Here is a 23,212-nt window from a genome sequence, read left to right as displayed (position 1 = left end):
CCCCTAGCGTGGGGTGTCCCGCAGCCGGTACCACTGCAGGTCGTCCAGGCGGCTGCCGTCGGGGCCGGGCAGCAGACCGCGCAGCAGGGCCTCGCGGGTGAAACCCGCGCGCTCCAGCACGCGCTGCGAGGCGACGTTGGCGGGGGAGGTGCCCGCGATGATCCGGCTCAGGGAGGTGTGCTCGAAGGCCCAGTCGACCAGCAGGTTCACCGCCCTGGTGGTGAAGCCCCGGCCGCGGAACGCCGGCAGCAGGCTGTAGCCCGTCATGGCCTGCCCCAGCGGCGGGGCCAGGTTGGAGAGCTGGATCTCCCCGGCGAACGCGCCCGTCGCGGCGTCCGTGATCACCGCCTCGACCCCCCCGCCGGCCAGTCGGGTCGCGCCCGCCGTGCGGCACCGCTCCTCGACCTGCTCGGCGCTGCGGGGCTCGGGCGGGACGCTGTACCTCACGACGTCGGGCAGGTTGTGCAGCGCCAGGTAGTCGGCGGCGTCGGCGGGGGTGAGCGGCCTGAGCCGTACTATCCCGTCGGTCAGTGAGCCGCCGGGGAAGTCCGGCAGGAACGGCGTCACCCGCTCGCCGGAGTCGCCGCGCAGGCGTGCGAAGGAGACCAGGTCGCGGCGGGTGCCGTCACGCTGCTGTTCGGCCCCGCGCCGAACGCCCTCGTGCCGGAAACCGGCGGCCAGGGCGACACGCTGGCTGGCCAGGTTCTCCACGTCGGCGAGGAGTTCGACGCGCTCCACCCCGTGGCCGAAGCCCCATCCGGCCAGCGCGGCGGTGGCGGCCGTGGCCACCCCCCGGCCCCGCGCCCACGGTGCGACCAGGTAGCCGATCTCGTTGGTGCTCCGCAGGCGGGAGGGCTTGAGGCCGATGTTGCCCAGCCACTCGCCCGTCTTCGCGTCCGCGACGGCGAACGCGGCTCCCCCGCTCTTCCAATCCTGCTCGGCCATCTCCAGGTACTGGAGGGCGTCGTCCCGGGTGTAGGGCACGGGTACCAGGGGGAGGAACCGGACGATCTCCGGGTCCGCGCAGGCGCGGACGATCGCTTCGGTGTCGGCGGGGGCGAGCGGCCTCAGGACGACGGGGCCCGCCGGAATCACATCTTGGGGAAACACACGACAACAGCTACCAGTTCCCCCATAGTGGAGCGAACCATTTTGCGGATCGTCGCTGTCCGTCCGCTCCGGACAGCCGTGTCCGTTTCCCCCCTGCTCGACCGCCGCTCCCGGCCAGAGGCGGGATCGGCCGCGGTCGCGCGCCGTTAACCTTGCGGTCATGGGTTTTCGCAGGCATGGGCCGTTTCAGGCCGGGGATCAGGTTCAGCTCACCGACCCCAAGAACAAGCGTCATACGGTGACGCTGAAGGAAGACGGCGTGTTCCACACGCACAAGGGCGGGATCCCGCACAGTGAGCTGATCGGCCGGCCCGAGGGCTCGGTGGTGCGTTCGTCCGGGGGCACCCAGTATCTGGCGTTCAGGCACCTGCTCCAGGACTACACGCTCTCCATGCCGCGCGGCGCGGCGGTCATCTACCCCAAGGACTCGGCGCAGATCGTGGCCATGGCCGACATCTTCCCGGGCGCCAGGGTGGTGGAGGCGGGGGTCGGCTCCGGCGCGCTTACCTGCTTCCTGCTGCGCGCGGTGGGCTCCGAGGGCACCGTCACCTCCTACGAGCGGCGCCAGGACTTCGCCGAGATCGCCACCAAGAACGTGGAGAAGTTCTACGGCGGCCCGATGTCGCAGTGGCGCCTGGTGGTCGGCGACTTCGTCGCGGACCTCGACGAGAGTGACGTCGACCGGATCATCCTCGACATGCTCGCCCCGTGGGAATGTGTGGACGCCGCGGCCAAGGCCCTCACCCCTGGCGGCGTGATCTGCTGTTATGTCGCGACCACAACCCAGCTGTCGCGTACGGTCGAAACTCTCCGGGAGCACGGGAGTTTCACCGAGCCCCATGCGTGGGAGACCCTGGTTCGTGACTGGCATGTCGAGGGGCTGGCTGTGCGGCCCGACCACAGAATGGTCGGCCACACCGGCTTCCTGGTCACGGCCCGTCGCATGGCCGACGGGGTGACGCCACCACCTCGACGTAGACGTCCGGCGAAGGGTGCACAGGGTGAGGAGTCCACGTCTTCCGCCACATGATGACGATTCGGCTACGACGGTTCGCGGGGGAGTGACACGGGAGCAGACCTTCGTGTTCTTATGCTTCTAGCACTAAAAGCACCAAAAGGGATTAATCATCGCGCACTTAATGTAGTCATACGAACACTGCTCAGCCAGGTAAGGGACAGCCCTTAGATGGGTAGGGTTTCGAGTAGTCGGTCTCGACTGGGAAGGAGGTGACGCCGTGGCAGCTCGCGACGACGCTGAGGCTCGAGCCGCGCAGCGCGAACGGGAGGTCGCTGACCTCACAACACAGGTCTCCTTCCTGCAGGAGGAGATCACCGTGTTGCGTCGGAAGCTGACGGAGTCTCCCCGGCAGGCCAGGATCCTTGAAGAGCGTCTCCATGACTTGCAGGCGAACCTCGCGGCCGTAACCGGCCAGAACGAGCGTCTGGTGGCCACCCTCAAGGAGGCCAGAGACCAGATCGTCGCGCTGAAGGAGGAGGTAGACCGGTTGGCGCAGCCGCCATCCGGGTTCGGCGTGTTCCTCGAAACCAGAGAAGACGGCACGGTGGAGGTTTTCACCGGTGGCCGCAAACTCAGGGTGAATGTCAGTCCGGCGGTGGACGTCGACTCGCTGAAGCGCGGCCAGGAGGTCATGCTCAACGAGGCGCTCAACGTGGTCGAGGCCCTCGGCTTCGAGGAGCTTGGCGAGATCGTGATGCTCAAGGAGCTTCTCGAGGACGGCCAGCGCGCGTTGGTGATCTCGCATGCCGACGAGGAGCGGGTGGTGAAGCTCGCCGAGTCGCTGGTGGGCCAGCCGATCCGGGCAGGCGACTCCCTGCTGCTCGAACCCCGTTCGGGCTATGTCTACGAGCGCATCCCCAAGTCCGAGGTCGAGGAGCTCGTCCTGGAGGAGGTGCCCGACATCTCCTACGAGGAGATCGGCGGGCTGATGCGGCAGATCGAGCAGATCCGGGACGCCATCGAGCTCCCGTACCTGCACGCCGACCTTTTCCGCGAGCACAAGCTCCGCCCGCCCAAGGGCGTCCTGCTCTACGGACCGCCCGGCTGCGGCAAGACACTCATCGCCAAGGCGGTCGCCAACTCCCTGGCCAAGCAGGTCGCGGAGAAGACCGGCCAGTCCGGCAAGAGCTTCTTCCTCAACATCAAGGGTCCCGAGCTTCTCAACAAGTACGTCGGCGAGACCGAGCGGCACATCCGCCTGGTCTTCCAGCGGGCTCGTGAGAAGGCCTCCGAGGGCACCCCGGTGATCGTGTTCTTCGACGAGATGGACTCGATCTTCCGGACCCGGGGCTCGGGCGTCTCCTCCGACGTCGAGAACACCATCGTTCCCCAGCTCCTGTCGGAGATCGACGGCGTCGAGGGCCTGGAGAACGTCATCGTGATCGGCGCCTCCAACCGCGAGGACATGATCGACCCGGCGATCCTGCGGCCCGGCCGCCTGGACGTCAAGATCAAGATCGAGCGGCCGGACGCCGAGGCGGCCAGGGACATCTTCTCGAAGTACCTCATCGCGGAGCTCCCACTCCACTCCGAGGACCTCGCCGAGCACGGTGGCAGCCGCCAGGAGACCATCTTCGGGATGATCCAGCGGGTCGTCGAGCGGATGTACACCGAGAGCGAGGAGAACCGCTTCCTTGAGGTGACCTACGCCAACGGGGACAAGGAGGTCCTGTACTTCAAGGACTTCAACTCCGGCGCGATGATCCAGAACATCGTCGACCGCGGCAAGAAGATGGCGATCAAGCAGTTCCTGGAGACCGGGCAGAAGGGTCTGCGGATCCAGCATCTGCTGGCGGCCTGCGTGGACGAGTTCTCCGAGAACGAGGACCTGCCCAACACCACCAACCCCGACGACTGGGCCCGCATCTCCGGCAAGAAGGGCGAGCGGATCGTCTACATCCGCACCCTCGTGACGGGCAAGCAGGGCACCGAGGCCGGGCGTTCCATCGACACGGTGGCCAACACCGGTCAGTACCTGTAAAAGCGGCACGCGTGCCGATCCACGGCGCGGCCTCCCTCGGGGGCCGCGCCGTCGTTGTCTCGCCAAGTTTTTGTCTACTTTCGCGGTGTTTGATGGCATTAGAGGGCTTTGTTGCTTTTTTGACCTGCTGTCACTCGTATTCGGCTGCGCGGACCCGGCGCCACCCGTATCTCCAGTCACATCCATCCCGAAAGTGACCGGAAATCAACAGCCGTCACAGGGAACCCGAATGATCGAAGCGTCGTCCAAGTGGCGTGCGTGAACATTCCGGCCCGGCCGTCAGGTGACCGGCACGGGGTCTCGCGAGGTGCTTCGGGGAAGCGGCCGCCTCGCCGAACTCGACCTCCTGCGCTTCGCCGCCGCCCTGGCGGTGCTCGCCTTCCACTACTTCATCGCCTTCGCCTCGGTGTGGGGCGACCGTCCCGCCAAGTTGTTCCCGGCGATCTCCACGATCTCCGGACTCGGCATCCTCGGTGTCGAGCTGTTCTTCATGATCAGTGGCTTCGTGATCCTGATGAGCATCTGGGGCCGGGGTCTGGGGGCGTTCGCCCTCTCCCGGCTGGTGCGGCTCTTTCCCGCCTACTGGGTCAGCGTGGTGGTCACCGCCGCGGTCTACGGGCTGACCGCGGCCACGGCCCTGGACCCCAAGCTCAGCCTCGGCGAGTACGGGGTCAATCTCACCATGCTCCAGCGGGCCTTCGGCGTCTATGACGCCAACGGCGTCTACTGGTCGCTCTGGGTGGAGCTCCGCTTCTACGTGCTGATCTCGATCCTGGTGATCACCGGGGTCACGCTCAACCGCTGCCTGGCCTTCATGGGCGTCTGGCTCCTGGCCGCGGGTTTCTTCGCGGGAAGCGATGAGGCGTGGGTCGAACTTGTGATCATGCCCAAGTACGCGGCCTACTTCGTCGGTGGCATGGCGTTCTTCCTGATGACCAGATTCGGTCCGAGGCTGGTCCTGTGGTGTCTGGCCGGGATCAGTGGCGGCCTGGCCGTCAGTGCGGCGCTCGACCGGGTGGCCGGGCGCGTGGAGAAGGTCGGCTACGCCGCGATGCCCGTGCCCGACTGGGCCGTCGTCGCCACGGTGGTCGGCTTCTACGTACTCATGGCGATGGTGGCGCTCGGCTGGCTGCGGTGGCTGCGCTGGCGCGGCCTGGTGGTCCTGGGCGCGCTCACCTACCCGCTCTACCTCTTCCACACCGCGGCCGCCGTCCTGATCGTCCCGGCCCTGCGGGACACGCTGCTGCCGCCGCTGACCGCCCTGGTCACCGTGCTGGCCGCGATGGCGTTCTCCTACCTGGTGTATCGGGTGGCCGAGCGTCCCCTTCAGGAGTTCGTCAAGTCGAGAAGGCGCAGGAAGGCCGCACAGGCGTCGCCCGCACAGCCTCCCGGGTTCTCCTCGATCCCCCTCGCAACGGGCGAAAAGGCTTCGGTGCCATAACTGTCCGACCACCGGGCATAGTGAAGGGTCTAGGGTCGGGAATAGATACCTCGGAGAGAAACAGTCCCTGATGAACAGAGGGTGCGCATGACGGTACGGCGGGTGATGGGCATCGAGACCGAATACGGCATCTCCGTGCCCGGACAGCCGGGGGCCAACGCGATGGTGACCTCCTCTCAGGTCGTGAACGCCTATCTGGCGGCCTCGGCGGCCAGAGCGCGGCGCGCGCGATGGGACTTCGAGGAGGAGAACCCGCTGCGCGACGCGCGGGGGTTCGACCTCGCGCGGGAGGTGGCCGACCAGAGCCAGCTGACCGACGAGGACCTCGGCCTGGCGAACGTGATCCTCACCAACGGGGCCCGGTTGTACGTGGACCATGCCCACCCCGAATACTCCACTCCCGAGTGCACCAACCCTCGGGCGGCGGTGATCTGGGACAAGGCAGGCGAGCGGGTGATGCACGACGCGGCGGTTCGCGCCTCGGCGATGCCGGCCAACGCCCCGATCCAGCTTTACAAGAACAACACCGACAACAAGGGCGCCTCCTACGGCTGCCACGAGAACTACCTCATGCGCCGGGCGACCTCGTTCGCCGACATCGTCAGGCACCTGACGCCGTTCTTCGTCTCCCGGCAGGTCGTCACCGGTGCGGGCAAGGTCGGCATCGGCCAGGACTCCCGGGGTGAGGGCTTCCAGATCAGCCAGCGGGCCGACTTCTTCGAGGTCGAGGTGGGCCTGGAGACGACGCTCAAGCGGCCGATCATCAACACCCGGGACGAGCCGCACGCCGACCCGGAGAAGTATCGCCGCCTGCACGTCATCATCGGTGACGCCAACATGTCGGAGATCTCGACCTACCTGAAACTGGGATCCACCGCGCTCGTCCTGGCCATGATCGAGGACGGTTACTTCACCCGTGACCTCACCGTGGACAACCCGGTCCAGGCGCTGCGCGCGGTGTCGCACGACCCGACGCTCAAGTACGAGATCTCCATGCGCGACGGCCGCAGGCTGACGGCGGTGCAGCTCCAGATGGAATACCTGGAACTCGCGCGCAAGTATGCCGAGGAACGCAGCGTCAACGGCATGGACGAGCCCACCAAGGACGTCCTGGAGCGCTGGGAGTCGGTTCTCACCCGCCTGGCGGATGACCCGATGCAGCTGTCCGGGGAGCTTGACTGGGTGGCCAAGCTGGAGCTCCTGGAGGGCTATCGCACCCGCGACGGCCTTCCCTGGTCGCATCCGCGCCTGCAACTCGTCGACCTTCAGTACTCCGACATCCGCCCCGACCGAGGGCTCTACAACCGGCTGGTCGCCCGGGGCCGCATGCAGCGCCTGGTCACCGAGGAAGAGGTCCAGCGGGCTGTCGAGGTGCCGCCCAACGACACCCGCGCCTACTTCCGAGGCCGCTGCCTGAGCCAGTACAGCGAGTCGGTGGCCGCGGCCTCCTGGGATTCGGTCATCTTCGACATCCCCGGCCGCGAGTCGCTGCAGCGTGTCCCCACCCTTGAGCCGCTGCGCGGTACCAAGGCACACGTGGGCGAGCTGTTCGACCGCTGCCGTACCGCCGCGGAGCTGGTGACGGCGCTGACCGGTGAGTAGTGGCGCTCCCGAGGGGGAGGCTCCCGGTGGCCTCCCTCTCGATCCGGGCTGTCCCCACCTGCCACACGAGGTCCGTGCGGAAGCGGCTGCCCGGCCCGGTGGTGATCGGTAGGTGCCGTACGGCCTGCCCGCCCGGTCGAAAGCGGGCGCGAGGCGCTACGCGTAGGCGTCCGGTGGCAGCCGTGCCGCGGGCAGTCGCGGCCGGGCCAGAGCCACGCCCTCCGCGTGCAGGACCGCCGACAGCATGCGACCCGCCTGACCCATGCTGATACGGGCCGCCGGGTCGCGCCGGAGCAGCCCTTCCAGGACGGGACGCAGCGCTCCCGCCCGTACCGTCGTCTCCGGGTTCCCGTCGGCGGCCGAGCCCTGGGGCGTCGGCGCGCGGTGACCGGATCGAGGCGGCCGGCCCTTCACCGCGAAGTACAGGCTCGCCCCGAACGACCACAGGTCGCCCGCCGGGGTCGGCGAGCCGCCCCGTAGCCGTTCCGGCGCGATGAAGGCGGGAGCGTGGGTGAGCGGCAGGGTCGTGGAGGTGCCCGAGTCACGGTGCAGCGCCGCGATTCCGAAGTCGGCCAGCACCACCCGGTCGCCGGTCAGCAGGATGTTGCGCGGGTTGATGGCCCGGTGCAGGACGCCGGCCCCGTGCGCGTGGCGCAGCCCGCCCAGCAACTGGAAGCCGATCCACGCCACCCAGTGGATCGGCAGGGGGCCCATGTGCCGCACCGTCTCCTTGAGCGTGAGGGCCTCCAGCAACTCCATGACGATCCAGAGCCGCCCGTCCTCCTCAAGCAGGTCGTGCACGGAGATCACCGCCGGATGGTTCAGCCGCCCGGCCGAGCGCGCCTCGCGCAGGGCTCGCCGCCGCGCGTCGCGCATGTCCGCCCCGTATTCGCCGAACCGCGGCTGGATTTCCTTGATCGCCACATTCCGCCTGAGCAGGGAATCATGGGCACGCCACACAATGCCCATGCCGTCCTGCCCGATCGGCGAGGTCAGGTGATAACGCCCACCCAGTGGGCGTACCTTTCCTGCACCTGTTCCCATGAATCACCTGTTGCACATAGAAGCCGGGCCCCTCAGCTGATTCATATTTTCACCTGGAACGGTGCACTATGTGGTTACTTATGGTAATTATGTGTAACAATTTAGTTGCATGGGCATGATGGAATTTTGTTCCGCGTCCTTAAATCCCTATTATGTAATCAGAAAAATTGCCCAGAAGTCGGCGAACGCGCCGCGAAACGCGTCAGGCCGCGCTGAAACAGCGCACGTCCTCCAGCATCTTCGAGGTCCGCTCGGCACTCAGCCGAGCCCGTGGATCCTTGCGCAGCAACCCGCGCAGCACCGGCTCCAGGGCGCCCGCCCGCTTCGGCGCGCGCGGCGGCTCTCGCAGCGCCGCCACCAGCGACGCCATCGAGTTCACCGTACGGAACGGGGTCCTGCCCTCCACCGCCATGTAGAGCGTCGCGCCGAACGACCACATGTCCGCCTCGCGGGTGCCACCCCTGCCCTGCAGCGCCTCCGGCGCGATGAAGGCCGGCGTGCCCCGCATCGAGGTCGTCGCCGCACCCTCCGGCGCCGCGAACCCGAAGTCGGCCAGCACCACCCGATCACCGGTCAGCATGATGTTGGCCGGTTTGATGTCGCGGTGGATCACTCCGCCGTCGTGCGCGTGCCGCAGCGCCTCCAGCAGGCGGCACCCCATCGCCGCCACCAGGTCGACCGGGAGCGGGCCCGCCTGCACGAGCGTGTCGTGCAGCGTGAGGGCCTCCAGGAACTCCATGACGATCCAGAGGCGCTCGGCCTCCTCGGTCAGGTTGTGCACCGTCACGATGCCACGGTGGCTCAGCCGTGCCGCCATCCGCGCCTCCCGGACCACCCGCCGCCGCTGCTCGGCCGCGGCGGGTCCAGGTGGCAGGGGTATCTCCTTGAGGGCCACCTCTCGCTCCAGAAGCAGGTCGTATGCGCGCCAGACGACGCCGGTCGCCCCCTGGCCGACGCGGGAGACGAGCTTGTACCTGCGCGCGATGATGGTGCTCACCCCTCAATGATCGCAGTTTTCCACCCGGTAGGCCTACTTGGAACGTTCCCCACCTTCCCGTGGGCGCCGGATAACTCCGGATTCGAGGGTGATGGTGGTCACACAGGGCCGACCAGGGCGGCGGCACGCCCGAGTCGGGCGGTATCTCGTCCAGGAGAACGGGGCGGAGGGGATTTGCCGCGGAGCCCCCGGGGAGGTTTCCTGACGGGGGAGGTACCCCGGGACGGAGCAGGGGAGCTCCCGTAAAGATCGCGGGACGATCCGCGCGCAATGTCGTCCGGTTCGGGGAAGATATGAGTCAGATGCGTCCCCCAAGCGGAGGTGCCACACATGGCAAGTAAGGACACCGGCGGCCAGAAGCAGACCGGCCGGACCGACAAGGAAGTCGAGGAGACCGCCGCGGCGGAGACCTCCGACGTCCAGGAGCGTCACGAGAAGCTCTCCGACGACGTCGACGCGATCCTCGACGAGATCGACGAGGTTCTTGAGGAGAACGCGGAGGAATTCGTTCGAAGCTACGTGCAAAAGGGCGGGGAGTAGGGGGCCGCGCGGGAAAAGCCACCAGGGAGCGGCCGGAGGTTTCCGCCGGCCGCGAATATCGTCGGAGATACCAGGCGACCAGGCCGTGGGCCGAATTCAGCCGTGACCGGGCACGACCAGATGGACTGACTTCTCACCGCAAGCCCTGTCGCAGCTGGATGAAGAGGGCCGGCGAGGTCAAGAACCACGGCGGCGAGCGCGGCTACCGGCCGAAACCGAGGCATGGCATTACCGAGGGACGTCATCGAGGCCGACGTCGGTCGGACGTTCGCCGAGCGAGGTGGCTTCCGCTCGATCTACCGGGCGGGAGAGCGGAGCGGCGGGAGGAGGGGGCCCGGGTACCGGGTGGGTCTCCGGCCCGCCCTCCCGCGCGCCCGGAGGCGGGTCGTGCGGCTCGCGCCCGGCGTCGACATCGAGGTGTGCTCGCCCGCGTGTCCGGAGGCGGGCCGTGTGGTTTGCGCCCGGCGTCGACATCGAGGTGTGCTCGCCCGCGTGTCCGGAGGCAGGCCAGGGGGCCGGCATGTCGCGACGCCCGGCCACCACACGGATGTGGTCACCCGTAAAGATTCAAAAGCCCGGCGGAGGTGGGTTCGCGCTGAGCTGATCCAGGGAAGTGCAAGCAGGACGGCAAGATGAGTAAGGTCGGGCCTTAAAGGACTGCACCTTTGGAGGGAGTCGCGTGGGATCGCACAGGGACCTGCCCGCCGGCATGGTGAACCATATCTTTACCGACACCGGGAGCTCCTCGTTCACCGAGTTTGTCAGGTCCCATTCGCCGGACTTGTTGCCTGGCCGTAACGAGACTCTGGCGACCCCGGTGGGCGACCAGATCCCGCATGCCACCACGATCGTCGCGGCGATATGCGCGGGTGGCGTGGTGATCGCGGGAGACCGCCGGGCGACCTCGGGAAACATCATCTCCCAGCGCGACATGGAGAAGGTGTTCCGCACGGACGACTACTCGGGCATGGGCATCGCGGGGACGGCGAGCACCGGGATCGAGATGGCCCGCCTCTACCGGGTGGAACTCGAGCACTACGAGAAGCGGGAGGGTCGCACCCTCTCGGTGGCGGGTAAGGCCAACCGGCTCGCCACGATGATCCGCGGCAACCTGCCGATGGCGATGCAGGGGCTCGTGGTCGTGCCGCTCTTCGCCGCCTACGACCCCGATGTCGACGGCGGCCGGATCTTCAGCTACGACGTGGGCGGTGGCCCCTACGAACAGTACCAGCACCACGCGATCGGGTCCGGCTCGATCTTCGCGCGGGGCGCGCTGAAGAAGCTCTACCGCGAGGGCGCCTCGCCCGAGGACACCGTGCTGACGCTCGTTCACGCCCTCTACGACGCGGCCGACGACGACTCGGCGACCGGCGGCCCCGATGTGATCCGCAAGATCTGGCCCGTCGTCGCGGTGATCACCGCCGACGGATACCGCCGACTCCCCGACGAGGAGGTGGGTGAGTTCGTCCGGACCGTGATCGACTCCAGAACGAACTTCCCCGACGGCCCCACCGCCCCGCTGCGCTAACACGAGAGGATCACCCCAGGTGTCCATGCCTTTTGGATATGTCTCGCCCGAGCAGCAGATGCGGGACAAGGCGGACTACGCGCGCAAGGGGATCGCGCGGGGCCGTAGTGTCGTCGTCCTGCAGTACGAGGACGGCATCCTGTTCGTCGCGCCCAACCCGTCCCGCGCCCTGCACAAGATCAGCGAGATCTACGACAAGATCGGTTTCGCCGCGGTGGGCCGCTACAACGAGTTCGAGGCGCTGCGCCTCGGCGGCATCCGCTATGCCGACATCAACGGCTACACCTACGCCCGTGACGACGTCACCGCCCGCGGCCTGGCCAACCTCTACGCGCAGAACCTCGGCCAGATCTTCACCGAGTCGCTGAAGCCGTTCGAGGTGGAGATCGTGGTCGCCGAGGTCGGCGACTCCTCCGACGAGGACCACATCTACCGGCTGACCTTCGACGGCTCGGTCTTCGACGAGGCGGGTCTGGTGGCCATGGGCGGCCAGGCCGAGGCGGTGGCCGGCCGGCTCAAGGAGCGTTACCGCGACGGCCTGTCGCTGGCGGAGGCCCTGGAGGCGGCGCTGTTCGCACTGACCGAGCCGGGCGGCGAACGCTTCCCCGCGAGCCAGCTGGAGGTCGCGGTCCTCGACCGGAACCGGCCGCACCGCAAGTTCCTGCGGTTCAGCGGCCCGAGGCTGGAACGCCTGCTGTCCGCCGGGGCCCCCGCGGCCGAAGCGCCCGCCCAGCCCGTCCAGCCCGCCCAGCCGGAGAGTCCCCTTTCCGCGCCCGAGACGCCCGGTGCCCCGCCGACCGCGCCCGACGGCGACATCGACACCGGGGCGAGCGGCTGACCGGGCCCGCCGGTCGACCATGAGACGGGAGAGCGCCGCCCTGCCCGGGGCGGCGCTCTCGGTGTGTCCTGGATCACTTCTTCTCCTGACAACCGAACCCACTCACCGATGGTCACAGTCTGTGTGAAAAACGCCACCCCCCGAGCCTGGGCCAGGCTCACCCTCCCCTCGGCCGGTCCCGCCGCGCTCGCACTGCTCGCAGCCGTGGTACTGATGTCCGGCTGTGCTGAGACGCCGGCTCCTGCCTCCTCCTCCGCCCCCTCGACCGGAGCGCCCGACGCCGCCGCCTCCTCCAGTCCCGCGGCCACCCCTGAAATCTTCGGCACCGAGTTCCAGGCCGCTCCCGAGCACGACTGGAGCAAGGGCAGCCCGCCCCCCTTCGAGGGGGTCCTGCGCGGCTGGCTCACCGACGTGGACAAGGGCGGCGTGGCCGAGTACCGGCCGATCCGCTTCACCCAGAGCGGTGGCGAGGACGGCCACTTCGACGGCCCCGAGGAAGGCGACGTGACCCGCTACGCGGCGCCCATCGCCGAGGACGTGCTGTTCCTCGCGGACAGTGGCTGCGACGGCTCGTCACAGACCTACGACAAGGCCACCAACCTCGGCACCGAGAAGTGCACCCGCCAGACGTTGATCGACAACGTCAAGGAGGCGGCGTCCCTGGCCGGGGTGGAGGGCCTCTACCGGCCGGCCCTGATCACCACGGAGAACGGCAGGATCACCAAGGTTGTCGAGATCTTCTGGCAGGGCGGCGGCTGATCCGGCTCACCGAGCCCGGCGCCCGCGCATCGCTCGCACCCGGCGATGACCCGGGTGCGAGACGCGTCCGCGCTTAGCCGCTCACAGCCCGGGGCATAAGCCGTACGACCGAAAACCCCATGATCCCTCCCACGAGAGGGGTTCGGCGAATAGTGTGAGGCAATGGATCGTCGCATCTTCGGGCTTGAGAACGAGTACGGCGTCACCTGCACATTCAGGGGGCAGCGGCGGCTGTCACCCGATGAGGTAGCGCGTTATCTATTCCGCCGTGTCGTCTCCTGGGGCCGATCGAGCAACGTCTTCCTCCGCAACGGGGCGCGCCTGTATCTCGACGTGGGCAGCCACCCCGAGTACGCCACCCCCGAGTGTGACAACGTCGTGGAGCTCGTCACCCACGACAAGGCGGGCGAGCGCATCCTGGAGGGCCTCCTCGTCGACGCCGAGAAGCGTCTTCGCGAGGAGGGCATCGCCGGCGACATCTACCTGTTCAAGAACAACACCGACTCCGCGGGAAACTCATACGGCTGCCACGAGAACTACCTGGTGGGCCGGCACGGCGAGTTCGGCCGCCTGGCCGACGTGCTGATCCCGTTCCTGGTCACCCGGCAGATCATCTGCGGGGCCGGCAAGGTGCTGCAGACCCCGCGTGGGGCGGTCTACTGCGTCTCCCAGCGGGCCGAGCACATCTGGGAGGGCGTCTCCAGCGCCACCACCAGGTCACGCCCGATCATCAACACCCGTGACGAGCCGCACGCCGACGCCGAGCGGTTCCGCCGCCTGCACGTCATCGTCGGTGACTCCAACATGAGCGAGACGACCATGCTGCTCAAGGTCGGCGCCACCGACCTGGTGCTGCGCATGATCGAGGCGGGCACCGTGATGCGTGACCTGTCCCTGGAGAACCCGATCAGGGCCATCCGGGAGGTCTCCCACGACATGACCGGGCGGCGGCGGGTCCGGCTGGCCAACGGCAGGGAGGCGTCCTCGCTGGAGATACAGGAGGAGTACCTTTCCAAGGCCCGTGACTTCGTCGACCGCCGCGGCGGCGACGAGATCAGCCACCGGGTGCTGGAACTGTGGGAGCGCACGCTCAACGCGGTCGAGACCGGCAACCTCGACAAGGTCGCCCGCGAGATCGACTGGGTGACCAAGTACCAGCTGATCGAGCGCTACCGCAAGAAGTACGATCTGCCGCTGTCGAGCCCCCGGGTCGCCCAGCTCGACCTCGCCTACCACGACGTGCACCGCCGCCGTGGCCTGTTCTACCTGCTGCAGAAGCGTGGCGCGGTGGAGCGGGTGGCCTCCGATCTGAAGATCTTCGAGGCCAAGTCGGTGCCGCCGCAGACCACCCGTGCCCGGCTGCGCGGGGAGTTCATCCGCAAGGCGCAGGAGAAGCGCCGTGACTTCACGGTCGACTGGGTGCACTTGAAACTCAATGACCAGGCACAGCGCACGGTGCTGTGCAAGGATCCCTTCCGCAGTGTCGACGAGAGGGTGGACAAGCTCATCGCCGGAATGTGATGGTCACGCTTCGGCAAGCTCCTTGCATGCTTACCTCCTCCGTATGCCGGTACGGGTAGTGTGGCGCGAACCTGACGTCTGCTTGAGGGATACCTATGCGCCGCCGCAGCATGGCCGTACTGGCCGCAGTGCCTCTGATGTTCGCCGCAGCATGCGGCTCGGGAGGGGACGCGACCACCGGCGCCTCCACTTCCGCCGGCAGCGGAGTCACCGAGCTACAGGTGACCGGGAAGATCGGCGCCAAGCCGAACGTGGCCTTCCCGGCCAAGGTCGTCGAGACCTCCTCCTACAAGGTGCTCACCCCTGGCACCGCGGGGGAGGCCGCCAAGCTCGGCACCAACGTGGTGGCCAACTTCACGGTCTTCGCCTGGGACGGCAAGGAGAACAAGCTCGCGGGCTCGACCTACGACGAGGGCGGCCCGCAGGTCATCACGCTCAACGAGCAGGTCCCGGAGATCCTCAGAAAGGGCTTCGCCGAGACCAAGAGCGGCGGCAGGTTCATGTCCGTCGTGGCCAAGGACGCGCTGCCCAAGGAGCAGCAGGCGCAGGCCCCCGCGGGTCAGTCGCAGGTCTTCGTGGTCGACGTGGTCGGCGTCCCCGAGGGGAACGCGGCCAAGGGCACCGCGACCGACCCCGGCGTCGCCGGCGTCAAGGTGGAGAACCCGGGCGGCGAGACCGCGCCGAAGCTCACCACCAAGACCAAGGAGAAGGCGCCCAAGGAACTCGTCGCCAAGACCGTGATCAAGGGCACGGGGCCCGAGGTCAAGTCCGGTCAGTCGATCCTGGTCCAGTACGCCGGGAAGATCTGGGGTTCGGACGTCGAGTTCGACAGCAGTTGGTCCCGTGGTGCTCAGCCGATCATGTTCCAGATCGGCACCGGCAAGGTCATCAAGGGCTGGGACCAGGGTCTGGTCGGCGTCCCCGTGGGCAGCCGGGTGCTGCTGAGCATCCCGCCGGACCTCGGTTACGGCAAGGCGGGCTCCGGCGACAAGATCAAGGGAACCGACACCCTGGTCTTCCTGGTCGACGTGCTGGCCGCCTACTGACGCTCCTTGCGGAGCGACTCACCCCCGAACCCGGCTGTGCGCGCACGGCCGGGTTCGCGTTTTCCGATCGCGATCTCCAGCTACTGACAATTCTCCCAATAGGGCGTTAGGGTTGGCGCAGCCACCGGCCCCGGGAGTTCGGATGCGTCCCACGGCACTGCTCGCCGCGCTTTCGCTCGTGCTGGTCACCGCCTGCGCCTCCGGCGACGGGCAGGCGGGGCCGGAGGTCGAGGTGCTCGGGAACTTCGGTGACAGGCCCACCGTGCGCTTTCCCGAGGGCGCGCCCTCCGGCGGTCTGAAATTCACCGAGCTGATGACGGGCACCGGCGCGGAGATCGGGAGGAACGACCTGGTCGTCGCCCAGTACACCGCGCACGTGTGGGACGGCAAGGACAACCGCCTGCTGGCCTCCAGCTTCAACCAGGGCGCCCCGGCGTCCTTTCCGCTGAACCAGACGATCACCGGTGTGGGCAAGGCCCTGCGCGGCCACAAGGTCGGCAGCCGGGTGGTCGTCGCGGTTCCGCCGGAGGAGGCGTACGGCCCCAACCCGCCCGGCGGGATGACCGCCGAGGACGGGTTGTTCTACGTGGTCGACGTGCTCGGCGCGTTCCCGCCCGACGCCACCGCGAAGGGCGGGGGCGGGGTCCTCGACGGGGTCAGGGTCACCGGAGCCTCCGGCGGGCGGCCGGTCATCTCCCTGCCGGGCACCGCGCCTCCCGCCGACCTGAGGAGCAAGATCCTCGTCCGGGGCGCCGGGGCCGAGACCCGTGCGGGACAGCTCATCGTCACCCAGTACGAGAGCAGGGTCTGGGGCGAAGACGTCTCCGACTCCACCTGGGCGGCGGGGCAGCCCAAGGCCTTCCAGATCGGCAAGGGCCGCGTCATCGCGGGCTGGGACCGGGCTCTGGTCGGCGTCCCGGTGGGCAGCCGCGTCCTGGTGATCGTCCCGCCCAGGTTCGGCTACGAGAACGGCCTGCCGCCGTCCGTCAAACCCGGCGAGACGCTCGTCTTCGTCGTCGACGTGCTGGCCGCCTACTGACCCGTGCGCCGGGCGTGACCTTTGCCGCCCCCACCTACAATCCGGGCTGTGAGCGGTGATGACCTCGACAAGGTGGCGGTACTTCACGACCCGGTGCGCCGGGCCGTCTACGACTATGTGACCTCCCGTGGCCAGGAGGTGGGGCGCAACGAGGCGGCCGAGGCGGTGGGGATCCAGCGGACTCTGGCCGCCTTCCACCTCGACAGGCTTGTCGAGGCCGGCCTGCTTGACGCGGGCTTCAGGCGGCTGACGGAGCGGACGGGACCCGGCAGCGGCCGGCCGGCGAAGGTCTATCACCGGGCGCGGGGGGAGTGGCAGGTCAGCGTGCCCGCCAGGGACTACCGAACGCTCGCCCTGGTGCTGGCCGAGGCGGTCGAGTCGCTCGGCGGGGAGGAACGGGCCGAGCAGGTCGCGCGACGCGCCGGGGCAGGGTTCGCGCGGCAGGACGATGATCTCGTCGGGGTGCTGCGGCGGCGCGGCTACGAGCCGTACGAGGAGGAGGGCCGGGTACGGCTGCGCAACTGCCCGTTCCACGTGCCGGCCGAGGAGCATCCGCTGCTGGTCTGCTCGGTGAACCTGGGGCTGTGCCGAGGGCTGCTGGAGGCGCTCGGCCAGGACGCCTCGGCGGCCCGGTTGGACCCGCGCCCGGAGGAGTGTTGCGTCACCTTCTCTAAAAACAATGAGAATTGACATAGAAAGGCCGGGGTGATCTGCTGTGCTCATGCATCTGGCCCAACTGAACATCGCCCACATGCGCGCTCCCGTCGACTCCCCGGAGCTGGCCTCCTTCGCCGCCGGTCTCGACCCCGTCAACCGGCTGGCCGAGGCGACTCCCGGCTTCGTCTGGAGACTCAAGGGCGGTGACGCCCCCGAGGACACGGTCAAGCACGACTACGGTGACCACCTGCTGATCAACTTCTCGGTCTGGGAGTCGCGCGAGGCGCTGTGGGACTACGTCTACCGCAGCGGCCACCTGGAGTTCCTGCAGCGGCGCAGGGAATGGTTCCTGCGCATGGCGGAGCCGTCCTCGGTGATGTGGTGGATTCCCGAGGGGCACGAGCCGCCCCTGGCCGAGGGAATGGAGCGCCTGGAGCGGCTCAGGAGGGAAGGCCCCACGCCTGAGGCCTTCACCTTCAAGGATTTCTACGACAGCAGCGAGGCCGTGTGGCGTCCGGCGGCGGCCGAGGCCAGGAAGTAGGCCAGGTCCTCGTCCAGGCCACGGCCCATCGTCGACAGCCTGACCGGAGACTCCCGCAACGCCGCGTACAGCCCGTCCACCGGCACCTCGATCAGTTCGTGCCGCGCGGCGAGCGGGCGCGACTGCTCGGTCACCCGCCTGCCGAAGTCGCCGGGCAGCACGGGTACGGCGATCTGGGCGGGGGCCAGCGCCACCCGGCCGTAGGCGGTCAGCGAGTGGTGCGAGACCCCGATGTGGCGCTCGCGCAGGTCGCCTTCGCTGACCCGCAGCGCCGCGACCGGGCGGCCCCCGAGGACGGCGGCGGCGTTGACCGCCTCGCCGGCCGAGACGCCGGAGAAGCCCCAGCGGGTGCCGCTGCCCAGGTTGCCCGGCCCCTGGGTGACGACCGCGACGTCGGCCCCCAGGACATGCCGGGCCGCCAGCAGGCCGGTGTGCGGCGTCACCGCCTCCACGTCGCCGCCGAAGGCCTGGCCCACCGTGACCACCCCGCACAGCCAGCCGGTCTCTCGTAGTCGCGCGCACGACATGGAGAACCAGGCGGGCAGCGCGCCCCCGTCGAGCATCACGTAGGCGACCCTGGCGGGCCGGGGCCCGCCGGACTCCCCGGTACGCGGCGGATTCGAGCCGTACAGGCCGCAGAGAATCGCCGGCAGGGCCGAGTGCAGGTCGGCGACGATCACCGGCATGCCGTCCACGGAGTCGGCGTCACGCAGGAGGTGGTGGAAGGGCGAGTCCTGCTCGTCCGCGCCGAGTACGGTGGTCTGCAACGGGGTGTAGCGTGCCTTCACCAGGTGTCCGGGACCTTGAGGATCTTGTGGCAATCGGTCGGGAACAGCCACCACCATGGCGTAACCTCCCGTACCGAGACCCATCGCGAGCGCGGTCGTGTTGAGCAGCACCACGTCACCGGGCTCCGGGCGTCCCACCAGGGCCGGATAGGCGAGCGCGCGCGCCTCGCCGTCCTCGGTGGTCACGTCGAGTTCCATTGCCCCCGGCCATTCGCGCCGGATCCGTACGACCTCGCCCCTGCGCCATCTGATCACGGGGGAAGGGTAGCGTCACTTGAACAGGGAGGAGGCCGGATGTCGCGCCGGAAGACCGAGCGGCTGCTCAATCTCGTGATCTGCCTGCTGGCCACGCGGCGGCCGCTCAGCGCCGAGCACATCCGCCAGGCGGTGCCGGGCTACGACGCCGACAACGACGAGGCCTTCCAGCGGATGTTCGAGCGGGACAAGAACGAACTGCGCGAGATCGGCATCCCGATCGAGGTCCACAAGGACCCCTGGGAGGAGGATCCCGGCTACCGGATCGTCCGCCAGGCCTACGAGCTGCCGGAGATCACCCTGGAACCGGACGAGGCCGCGGTGGTGGGCCTGGCGGCCCAGGTGTGGCAACGGGCCAGCCTGGCCGAGGCGGCCAGTGGCGCGCTGCTGAAGCTGCGCGCCGGGGGCGTGGAGACCGACGAGGCGTACGGGGTGCTCGGCGGGGCACTGGAGTTGCGCGTCGACACCCAGGATCCGTCCTTCCCCGCGCTCTGGGAGGCCGTGCGCGACCGGCGGGCGGTCCGTTTCGCCTACCGGGCGGCGGCCAGCCAGAACGTGCTGACCCGCACCGTGGAGCCGTGGGGCGTGGTCAGCCGCCGTGGCCGCTGGTACATGGTCGGTCACGACCGCGACCGGGACGCGCCGCGGGTCTTCCGGCTCAGCCGGATCGGCGGGGCGGTCTCCACCGTCGGCCGCCCGGGCTCCGTGACGGTGCCCGAGGGCGTCGATATCAAGTCCATGGTCGTCTACAGCGACGCCGCGGTCCGGGAGCGTACCGCCCTGGTCCGGGTCAGGCAGGACACCTGCCAGGGACTGCGCCAGGTGGCGAAGGCGGTGCGGCCCGCCGGCGACGGATGGGACGAGCTGGAGGTCGACTTCACCGATACCGGCCGGCTAGCCGGGTGGATCGTGGGCTTCGCCGCCGACGCGGAGGTGGTCGGCCCGCCGGACGCCCGCGACGCGGTGATCTGCCGCCTGAAGGGAGCACTCGCGTGAGCACCGCCGATCGCCTGCCCAGGTTGCTGGCGCTGGTGCCCTATCTGATGTCGCACCCCGGGGCACAGGTGCCCGAGGTCGCGAAGATCTTCGGCCTGAGCGAGAAGCAGCTCATCGACGACCTGCAGCTGGTGTGGATGTGCGGGCTGCCCGGCCACACCCCCGGCGACCTGATCGACGTGTCGTGGGACGGCGGGGAGATCGTCATCGACAACGCCGACACCATCGCCCGCCCGCTGCGGCTGGGGGTGGACGAGGCCAGCGCCCTGCTGGTCGCGCTGCGCCTGCTCGCCGAGATGCCGGAGTTCGGGGAGCGCGACGCGCTGGCCCGGGTCATCGCCAAGTTCGAGCAGGCCTCGGGCGAGGGCGCGGCGGCGGTCAGCAGCCAGGTCGCGGTGGAGGTCGACGCCGCCCCCGACGCGCTGCCCAGCGTCAACGAGGCGCTGCGGCGCGGTAGACGGCTGTCGCTGCGCTACTACGTGCCGGGGCGCGACGAGATCACCCCGCGCGAGGTCGACCCGATGCGCCTGGTCGTCGTGGACGGCCGTCCCTACCTGTCGGGCTGGTGCTACCGGGCCGAGGCGGTCCGGCTGTTCCGGCTGGACCGGATGCTCTCCGTCGACGTGCTCGACGTGCCCGCCGACCCGCCCGCCGACGCGGTGCCGGACGAGGTGACGCCCGGGGTGTTCCGGCCCTCGCCGACCGACGAGCTGGTGGAGCTGGAGCTGACCGCCGCGGGCCGCTGGGTCGCCGAGTACTACCCGTGCGAGGAGGTCACCGAGCTCGGTGAGGGCCGCGTGCGGGTGGCGCTGCGCGCCAGGGACCAGGGCTGGGTGGTACGCCTGGCGCTGCGCCTGGGCGACACCGGCAGGGTGATCTCGCCCGCCTCGCTGGACGCGAGCGTGCGCGCCGCCGCGACGGCCGCGCTGAATCGTTACGAGTCGGTCTCCTGACGTGCGGGACTAGGATCTCCCACTATGAGCTGGATCATCGCCGCGCTCTCGCTGGCCCTCGTGGGGCTGGGAATCCTTGGTTTTCTGGCTGTTCGCGTACTGCGCGCGGCCACCGAACTCGGCCGCGAGATCGACCGCGCGCACGGGAGGCTGGAGCCCGTCCGGGTGCTGTTCGGCGAGAGCGGGGGGACGATACGTGTTCCGAAGGGATGAGTCTGCCCTCGGGGCAGCGTACGATCGGACGCAGAGACTGCACGTCGTTCGGCGTAAGGATGTGTAATGCCAAACCTCGGACCCACTGAGCTGATCATTATCGGCTTGATCCTGGTGCTGCTTTTCGGTGCCAAGAAGTTGCCGGAAGCCGCCCGCGGGCTCGGCCGGTCGCTGCGCATCTTCAAGTCGGAGACCGCCAAGCTCCGCGATGACGACGAGGCCGACGGCACGACCACCACGGTCGTCCAGGCCCAGGCCCAGCCGGCCGCCCCGGCGCCGCAGCCGATCCCGGCCGCGACTTCGACGCCGGCCTCCGCGCTGAGCGTCGAAGAGCAGGCCCGCCAGCTTGAGGAGCAGGCGGCCAGGCTGCGAGCCCAGGCTGGAGCGCCCAAGACGCAGTGATCGGCGGTAGCCTGAAGATCTACCTCGATCAACCGACTCGTCACCCCAGGATTCGTGAATGGCGCTGCTGAAGTGGCCTAAACCGGGCCGGAACGGGACGGAACCGCCCGCTGACTCTGGCGACGGTCGCATGCCGCTCATGGAGCACCTGCGTGAGCTGCGCAACCGGCTGATCATCGCCATGCTCGGCCTGCTCGCGGGCATCGTGGTTGGTTTCATCTTCTTTAGCCCGATCTGGCAGTTCGTGTCTGCCCCTTACTGCGGGCTTCCCCAGGCGCAGGAGTTGCGGCCTGGGCAGTGCACGATGCTGATCCTCGGCGTCTTCGACTCCTTCTTCGTGAACCTCAAGGTCGCGGCGATGTTCGGCCTCGTCGTCTCCTCACCGATCTGGCTCTGGCAGATCTGGGGTTTCGTCACCCCCGGCCTGTACCGCAACGAGAAGCGCTACTCGATCCTGTTCATGGTGATGGCCGTCCCGCTGTTCCTCGCCGGTGCGGCCGTGGCCTACTTCGTGATGGACACCGGGCTGTCGATCCTGCTGGGGTTCGCCCCTCCGGGAGCGGTGACCGGCATCACGATCGACGAGTACCTCAGCTACGCGCTGATCATGATCATCGTGTTCGGCATCTCCTTCGAGCTGCCGCTGCTCATGGTGTTCCTGAACATCATCGGGGTGCTGCCGCGCGCGCTGGTGGCCAAGCACCGCCGGATGGTCATCTTCCTCATGTTCGTCTTCGCGGCGGTCGCCACCCCCGGCGGCGACCCGTTCACGATGATCGCGCTCGCCCTGCCGATGGTGGCGCTGTTCGCCCTGGCCGAGGGGTTCATGTACCTGCGGGAGAAGAGGCAGCCGAAGGGTGAGGACTTCTCCCACCTCTCCGACGACGAGGCCTCCTCGCTCGACGACGACGCCTCGCCTCTGGGCGACGTGACCCCCGTCGGTGATCCGGCTCCTATCGATTCGAGAACGACCGACACCGATCCCAGCAAATAGGGGATAAGTTCCGATCTGTGCCCGCAGAGATCGCAGTCCTCGTCAATCCCGCCGCCCGTGGCGGCCGTTCACGGGGACTGCTCTCCCCGGTGCTCGACCGGTTGCGGCAGGGGGGTCGCGAGGTCTCGGTGATCCTCGGAGACTCCGCCGCCGACGCCCTGGACCGCGCCTGCCTGGCCGTCGCAGAGGAACCGGAGGCGCTGGTGGCCTTCGGCGGTGACGGCCTGGTCCACCTGGCACTGCAGGCGGTCGCGGGCAGTGGCGTGCCGCTGGGCGTCATCCCCGTGGGCACCGGCAACGACATCGCGGGCGCGCTCGGCATCCCGCTGAAGGCACCCCTGGCCGCCGCCGACACCGTGCTGCGCGGGCGGGTGCGCACCGTCGACGCCGCGAAGGTGGGCGAGGACGAGTGGTTCGCCGGGGTGGTGGCCTGCGGCTTCGACTCCCGCGTCAACGAGCGGGCCAACCGGATGACCTGGCCGCCCGGCATGGCCAGATACCTGGTCGCGCTCGCCGAGGAACTGCGCTCCTTCAGGCCCATCCCGTTCCGGATCGACCTGGACGGTGAGATCGTCGAGCGGGAGGCCATGCTGGTCGCGGTCGGCAACACCCGCTCGTACGGCGCGGGCATGCGCGTGTGCCCCGATGCCGTGCCCGACGACGGCCTGCTGGACGTGACGATCCTCGGCGCCGTCCCCCGGGGGGAGTTCCTGCGCGCCTTTCCCCGCGTCTATCGGGGCTCGCACGCGAGCCACCCCGCCGTCACCATGCACCGCGCCCGAAAGGTGCGGGTGGAGGCCCCCGGACTGATCGCCTACGCCGACGGCGAGCGGGTCGGTCCCACCCCGCTGACCTGCGAGGTCGTTCCCGGAGCGCTGGCGGTCCTCGTTTAGGGCCGCTCCGTCCGCGCGATCGGCCGGATCGCCGGGTAAAAAGGGGGGACGGACCG

Annotated in this window: 23 protein-coding genes; 19 read left to right on the top strand and 4 right to left on the bottom strand. The window is 68.9% G+C overall.

All coding sequences use genetic code 11. The features are described from left to right. Positions 1-3 precede the first annotated feature (3 nt). The gene (locus ACWD3H_RS07610; RefSeq protein WP_451954423.1) at positions 4-1,110 is read right to left on the bottom strand and encodes a GNAT family N-acetyltransferase; all 1,107 of its coding nucleotides are present in this window, start codon (positions 1,108-1,110) and stop codon (positions 4-6) included. Between the two features lie 160 nt (positions 1,111-1,270). Here ACWD3H_RS07610 and ACWD3H_RS07605 point away from each other — a divergent pair, with 160 nt between their 5' ends. From ACWD3H_RS07605 to dop, 4 genes are all read left to right on the top strand, one after another. After that, a complete protein-coding gene (locus ACWD3H_RS07605; protein WP_350919231.1) occupies positions 1,271-2,140 on the top strand; it encodes a tRNA (adenine-N1)-methyltransferase in 870 nt (289 codons plus the stop codon). 205 nt (positions 2,141-2,345) lie between these two features. Next, the gene (arc, locus tag ACWD3H_RS07600) at positions 2,346-4,109 is read left to right on the top strand and encodes a proteasome ATPase (protein ID WP_350919233.1); all 1,764 of its coding nucleotides are present in this window, start codon (positions 2,346-2,348) and stop codon (positions 4,107-4,109) included. A gap of 307 nt (positions 4,110-4,416) precedes the next feature. Then, the gene (locus ACWD3H_RS07595) at positions 4,417-5,550 is read left to right on the top strand and encodes an acyltransferase family protein (RefSeq protein WP_451954422.1); all 1,134 of its coding nucleotides are present in this window, start codon (positions 4,417-4,419) and stop codon (positions 5,548-5,550) included. 87 nt (positions 5,551-5,637) lie between these two features. Continuing rightward, positions 5,638-7,152: a depupylase/deamidase Dop gene (gene dop, locus ACWD3H_RS07590; protein ID WP_350919239.1), complete on the top strand. Its 1,515-nt coding sequence runs from the start codon at positions 5,638-5,640 to the stop codon at positions 7,150-7,152. Positions 7,153-7,308: 156 nt separating this feature from the next. Here the strand turns inward: dop and ACWD3H_RS07585 are convergent, their stop codons facing one another. Then, positions 7,309-8,196: a serine/threonine-protein kinase gene (locus ACWD3H_RS07585; RefSeq protein ID WP_451954421.1), complete on the bottom strand. Its 888-nt coding sequence runs from the start codon at positions 8,194-8,196 to the stop codon at positions 7,309-7,311. Positions 8,197-8,398: 202 nt separating this feature from the next. After that, positions 8,399-9,193, bottom strand: a complete 795-nt coding sequence (locus ACWD3H_RS07580; RefSeq protein WP_350919244.1) for a serine/threonine-protein kinase — start codon at positions 9,191-9,193, stop codon at positions 8,399-8,401. A gap of 330 nt (positions 9,194-9,523) precedes the next feature. On the opposite strand from ACWD3H_RS07580, the gene ACWD3H_RS07575 reads away from it, so the two are divergent. The 9 genes from ACWD3H_RS07575 (at position 9,524) to ACWD3H_RS07535 (ending at position 17,662) form a co-directional block, all read left to right on the top strand. Further along, a complete protein-coding gene (locus ACWD3H_RS07575) occupies positions 9,524-9,733 on the top strand; it encodes a ubiquitin-like protein Pup (protein ID WP_030904562.1) in 210 nt (69 codons plus the stop codon). A gap of 709 nt (positions 9,734-10,442) precedes the next feature. Further along, a complete protein-coding gene (gene prcB, locus ACWD3H_RS07570; protein WP_350919446.1) occupies positions 10,443-11,261 on the top strand; it encodes a proteasome subunit beta in 819 nt (272 codons plus the stop codon). Positions 11,262-11,286: 25 nt separating this feature from the next. Further along, entirely contained in the window at positions 11,287-12,099 is an 813-nt protein-coding gene (gene prcA, locus ACWD3H_RS07565; RefSeq protein WP_355561327.1) for a proteasome subunit alpha, read from the top strand. Positions 12,100-12,222: 123 nt separating this feature from the next. Then, positions 12,223-12,858, top strand: coding sequence for a hypothetical protein (locus ACWD3H_RS07560; protein ID WP_355561330.1), 636 nt, complete (start codon positions 12,223-12,225; stop codon positions 12,856-12,858). Between the two features lie 162 nt (positions 12,859-13,020). Continuing rightward, a complete protein-coding gene (gene pafA, locus ACWD3H_RS07555; RefSeq protein ID WP_030904553.1) occupies positions 13,021-14,379 on the top strand; it encodes a Pup--protein ligase in 1,359 nt (452 codons plus the stop codon). Positions 14,380-14,474: 95 nt separating this feature from the next. Continuing rightward, positions 14,475-15,425: an FKBP-type peptidyl-prolyl cis-trans isomerase gene (locus ACWD3H_RS07550; RefSeq protein WP_451954420.1), complete on the top strand. Its 951-nt coding sequence runs from the start codon at positions 14,475-14,477 to the stop codon at positions 15,423-15,425. Positions 15,426-15,567: 142 nt separating this feature from the next. Beyond that, on the top strand, positions 15,568-16,464 hold the full coding sequence (locus ACWD3H_RS07545; protein WP_451954419.1) for an FKBP-type peptidyl-prolyl cis-trans isomerase: 897 nt from the start codon (positions 15,568-15,570) through the stop codon (positions 16,462-16,464). Positions 16,465-16,512: 48 nt separating this feature from the next. Beyond that, positions 16,513-17,154: a helix-turn-helix transcriptional regulator gene (locus ACWD3H_RS07540; protein ID WP_350963091.1), complete on the top strand. Its 642-nt coding sequence runs from the start codon at positions 16,513-16,515 to the stop codon at positions 17,152-17,154. Positions 17,155-17,185: 31 nt separating this feature from the next. Beyond that, complete coding sequence (locus ACWD3H_RS07535) at positions 17,186-17,662, top strand: DUF3291 domain-containing protein (RefSeq protein ID WP_451954418.1); 477 nt, start codon at positions 17,186-17,188, stop codon at positions 17,660-17,662. Here the strand turns inward: ACWD3H_RS07535 and ACWD3H_RS07530 are convergent. Next, entirely contained in the window at positions 17,608-18,705 is a 1,098-nt protein-coding gene (locus ACWD3H_RS07530) for a DUF3866 family protein (RefSeq protein ID WP_355561342.1), read from the bottom strand. The genes ACWD3H_RS07535 and ACWD3H_RS07530 overlap by 55 nt on opposite strands. Positions 18,706-18,744: 39 nt before the next feature. On the opposite strand from ACWD3H_RS07530, the gene ACWD3H_RS07525 reads away from it, so the two are divergent. From ACWD3H_RS07525 to ACWD3H_RS07500, 6 genes are all read left to right on the top strand, one after another. Continuing rightward, positions 18,745-19,701, top strand: a complete 957-nt coding sequence (locus ACWD3H_RS07525; protein WP_451954417.1) for a helix-turn-helix transcriptional regulator — start codon at positions 18,745-18,747, stop codon at positions 19,699-19,701. Continuing rightward, on the top strand, positions 19,698-20,654 hold the full coding sequence (locus ACWD3H_RS07520) for a helix-turn-helix transcriptional regulator (RefSeq protein WP_355611877.1): 957 nt from the start codon (positions 19,698-19,700) through the stop codon (positions 20,652-20,654). The genes ACWD3H_RS07525 and ACWD3H_RS07520 overlap by 4 nt, the downstream gene beginning before the upstream one ends. Positions 20,655-20,678: 24 nt before the next feature. After that, positions 20,679-20,867: a hypothetical protein gene (locus ACWD3H_RS07515; RefSeq protein ID WP_350963105.1), complete on the top strand. Its 189-nt coding sequence runs from the start codon at positions 20,679-20,681 to the stop codon at positions 20,865-20,867. Positions 20,868-20,933: 66 nt separating this feature from the next. Continuing rightward, positions 20,934-21,269, top strand: a complete 336-nt coding sequence (gene tatA, locus ACWD3H_RS07510; RefSeq protein WP_350963108.1) for a Sec-independent protein translocase subunit TatA — start codon at positions 20,934-20,936, stop codon at positions 21,267-21,269. A 139-nt stretch (positions 21,270-21,408) separates the two neighbouring features. Further along, positions 21,409-22,263 carry a twin-arginine translocase subunit TatC gene (gene tatC, locus ACWD3H_RS07505; protein WP_451954416.1) on the top strand — a complete coding sequence of 285 codons (855 nt, stop codon included), beginning with the start codon at positions 21,409-21,411 and terminating at the stop codon, positions 22,261-22,263. A 17-nt stretch (positions 22,264-22,280) separates the two neighbouring features. Further along, positions 22,281-23,156: a diacylglycerol kinase gene (locus ACWD3H_RS07500; RefSeq protein WP_451954415.1), complete on the top strand. Its 876-nt coding sequence runs from the start codon at positions 22,281-22,283 to the stop codon at positions 23,154-23,156. Positions 23,157-23,212: the final 56 nt, after the last annotated feature.

This window comes from Streptosporangium sp. NPDC002607 (assembly GCF_053592655.1).
Note: the sequence above shows the minus strand (reverse complement) of the source record. Positions and strands in the feature narration are given on the sequence as shown.

Coding starts and splice junctions, on each gene's coding strand:
- ACWD3H_RS07605 (WP_350919231.1), top strand. CDS start 1,271: ATGGGTTTTCGCAGGCATGGGCCGTTTCAGGCCGGGGATCAGGTTCAG.
- dop (WP_350919239.1), top strand. CDS start 5,638: ATGACGGTACGGCGGGTGATGGGCATCGAGACCGAATACGGCATCTCC.
- ACWD3H_RS07585 (WP_451954421.1), bottom strand. CDS start 8,196: ATGGGAACAGGTGCAGGAAAGGTACGCCCACTGGGTGGGCGTTATCAC.
- ACWD3H_RS07575 (WP_030904562.1), top strand. CDS start 9,524: ATGGCAAGTAAGGACACCGGCGGCCAGAAGCAGACCGGCCGGACCGAC.
- prcB (WP_350919446.1), top strand. CDS start 10,443: ATGGTGAACCATATCTTTACCGACACCGGGAGCTCCTCGTTCACCGAG.
- prcA (WP_355561327.1), top strand. CDS start 11,287: ATGCCTTTTGGATATGTCTCGCCCGAGCAGCAGATGCGGGACAAGGCG.
- pafA (WP_030904553.1), top strand. CDS start 13,021: ATGGATCGTCGCATCTTCGGGCTTGAGAACGAGTACGGCGTCACCTGC.
- ACWD3H_RS07550 (WP_451954420.1), top strand. CDS start 14,475: ATGCGCCGCCGCAGCATGGCCGTACTGGCCGCAGTGCCTCTGATGTTC.
- ACWD3H_RS07545 (WP_451954419.1), top strand. CDS start 15,568: ATGCGTCCCACGGCACTGCTCGCCGCGCTTTCGCTCGTGCTGGTCACC.
- ACWD3H_RS07535 (WP_451954418.1), top strand. CDS start 17,186: ATGCATCTGGCCCAACTGAACATCGCCCACATGCGCGCTCCCGTCGAC.
- ACWD3H_RS07525 (WP_451954417.1), top strand. CDS start 18,745: ATGTCGCGCCGGAAGACCGAGCGGCTGCTCAATCTCGTGATCTGCCTG.
- ACWD3H_RS07515 (WP_350963105.1), top strand. CDS start 20,679: ATGAGCTGGATCATCGCCGCGCTCTCGCTGGCCCTCGTGGGGCTGGGA.
- tatA (WP_350963108.1), top strand. CDS start 20,934: ATGCCAAACCTCGGACCCACTGAGCTGATCATTATCGGCTTGATCCTG.
- tatC (WP_451954416.1), top strand. CDS start 21,409: ATGGAGCACCTGCGTGAGCTGCGCAACCGGCTGATCATCGCCATGCTC.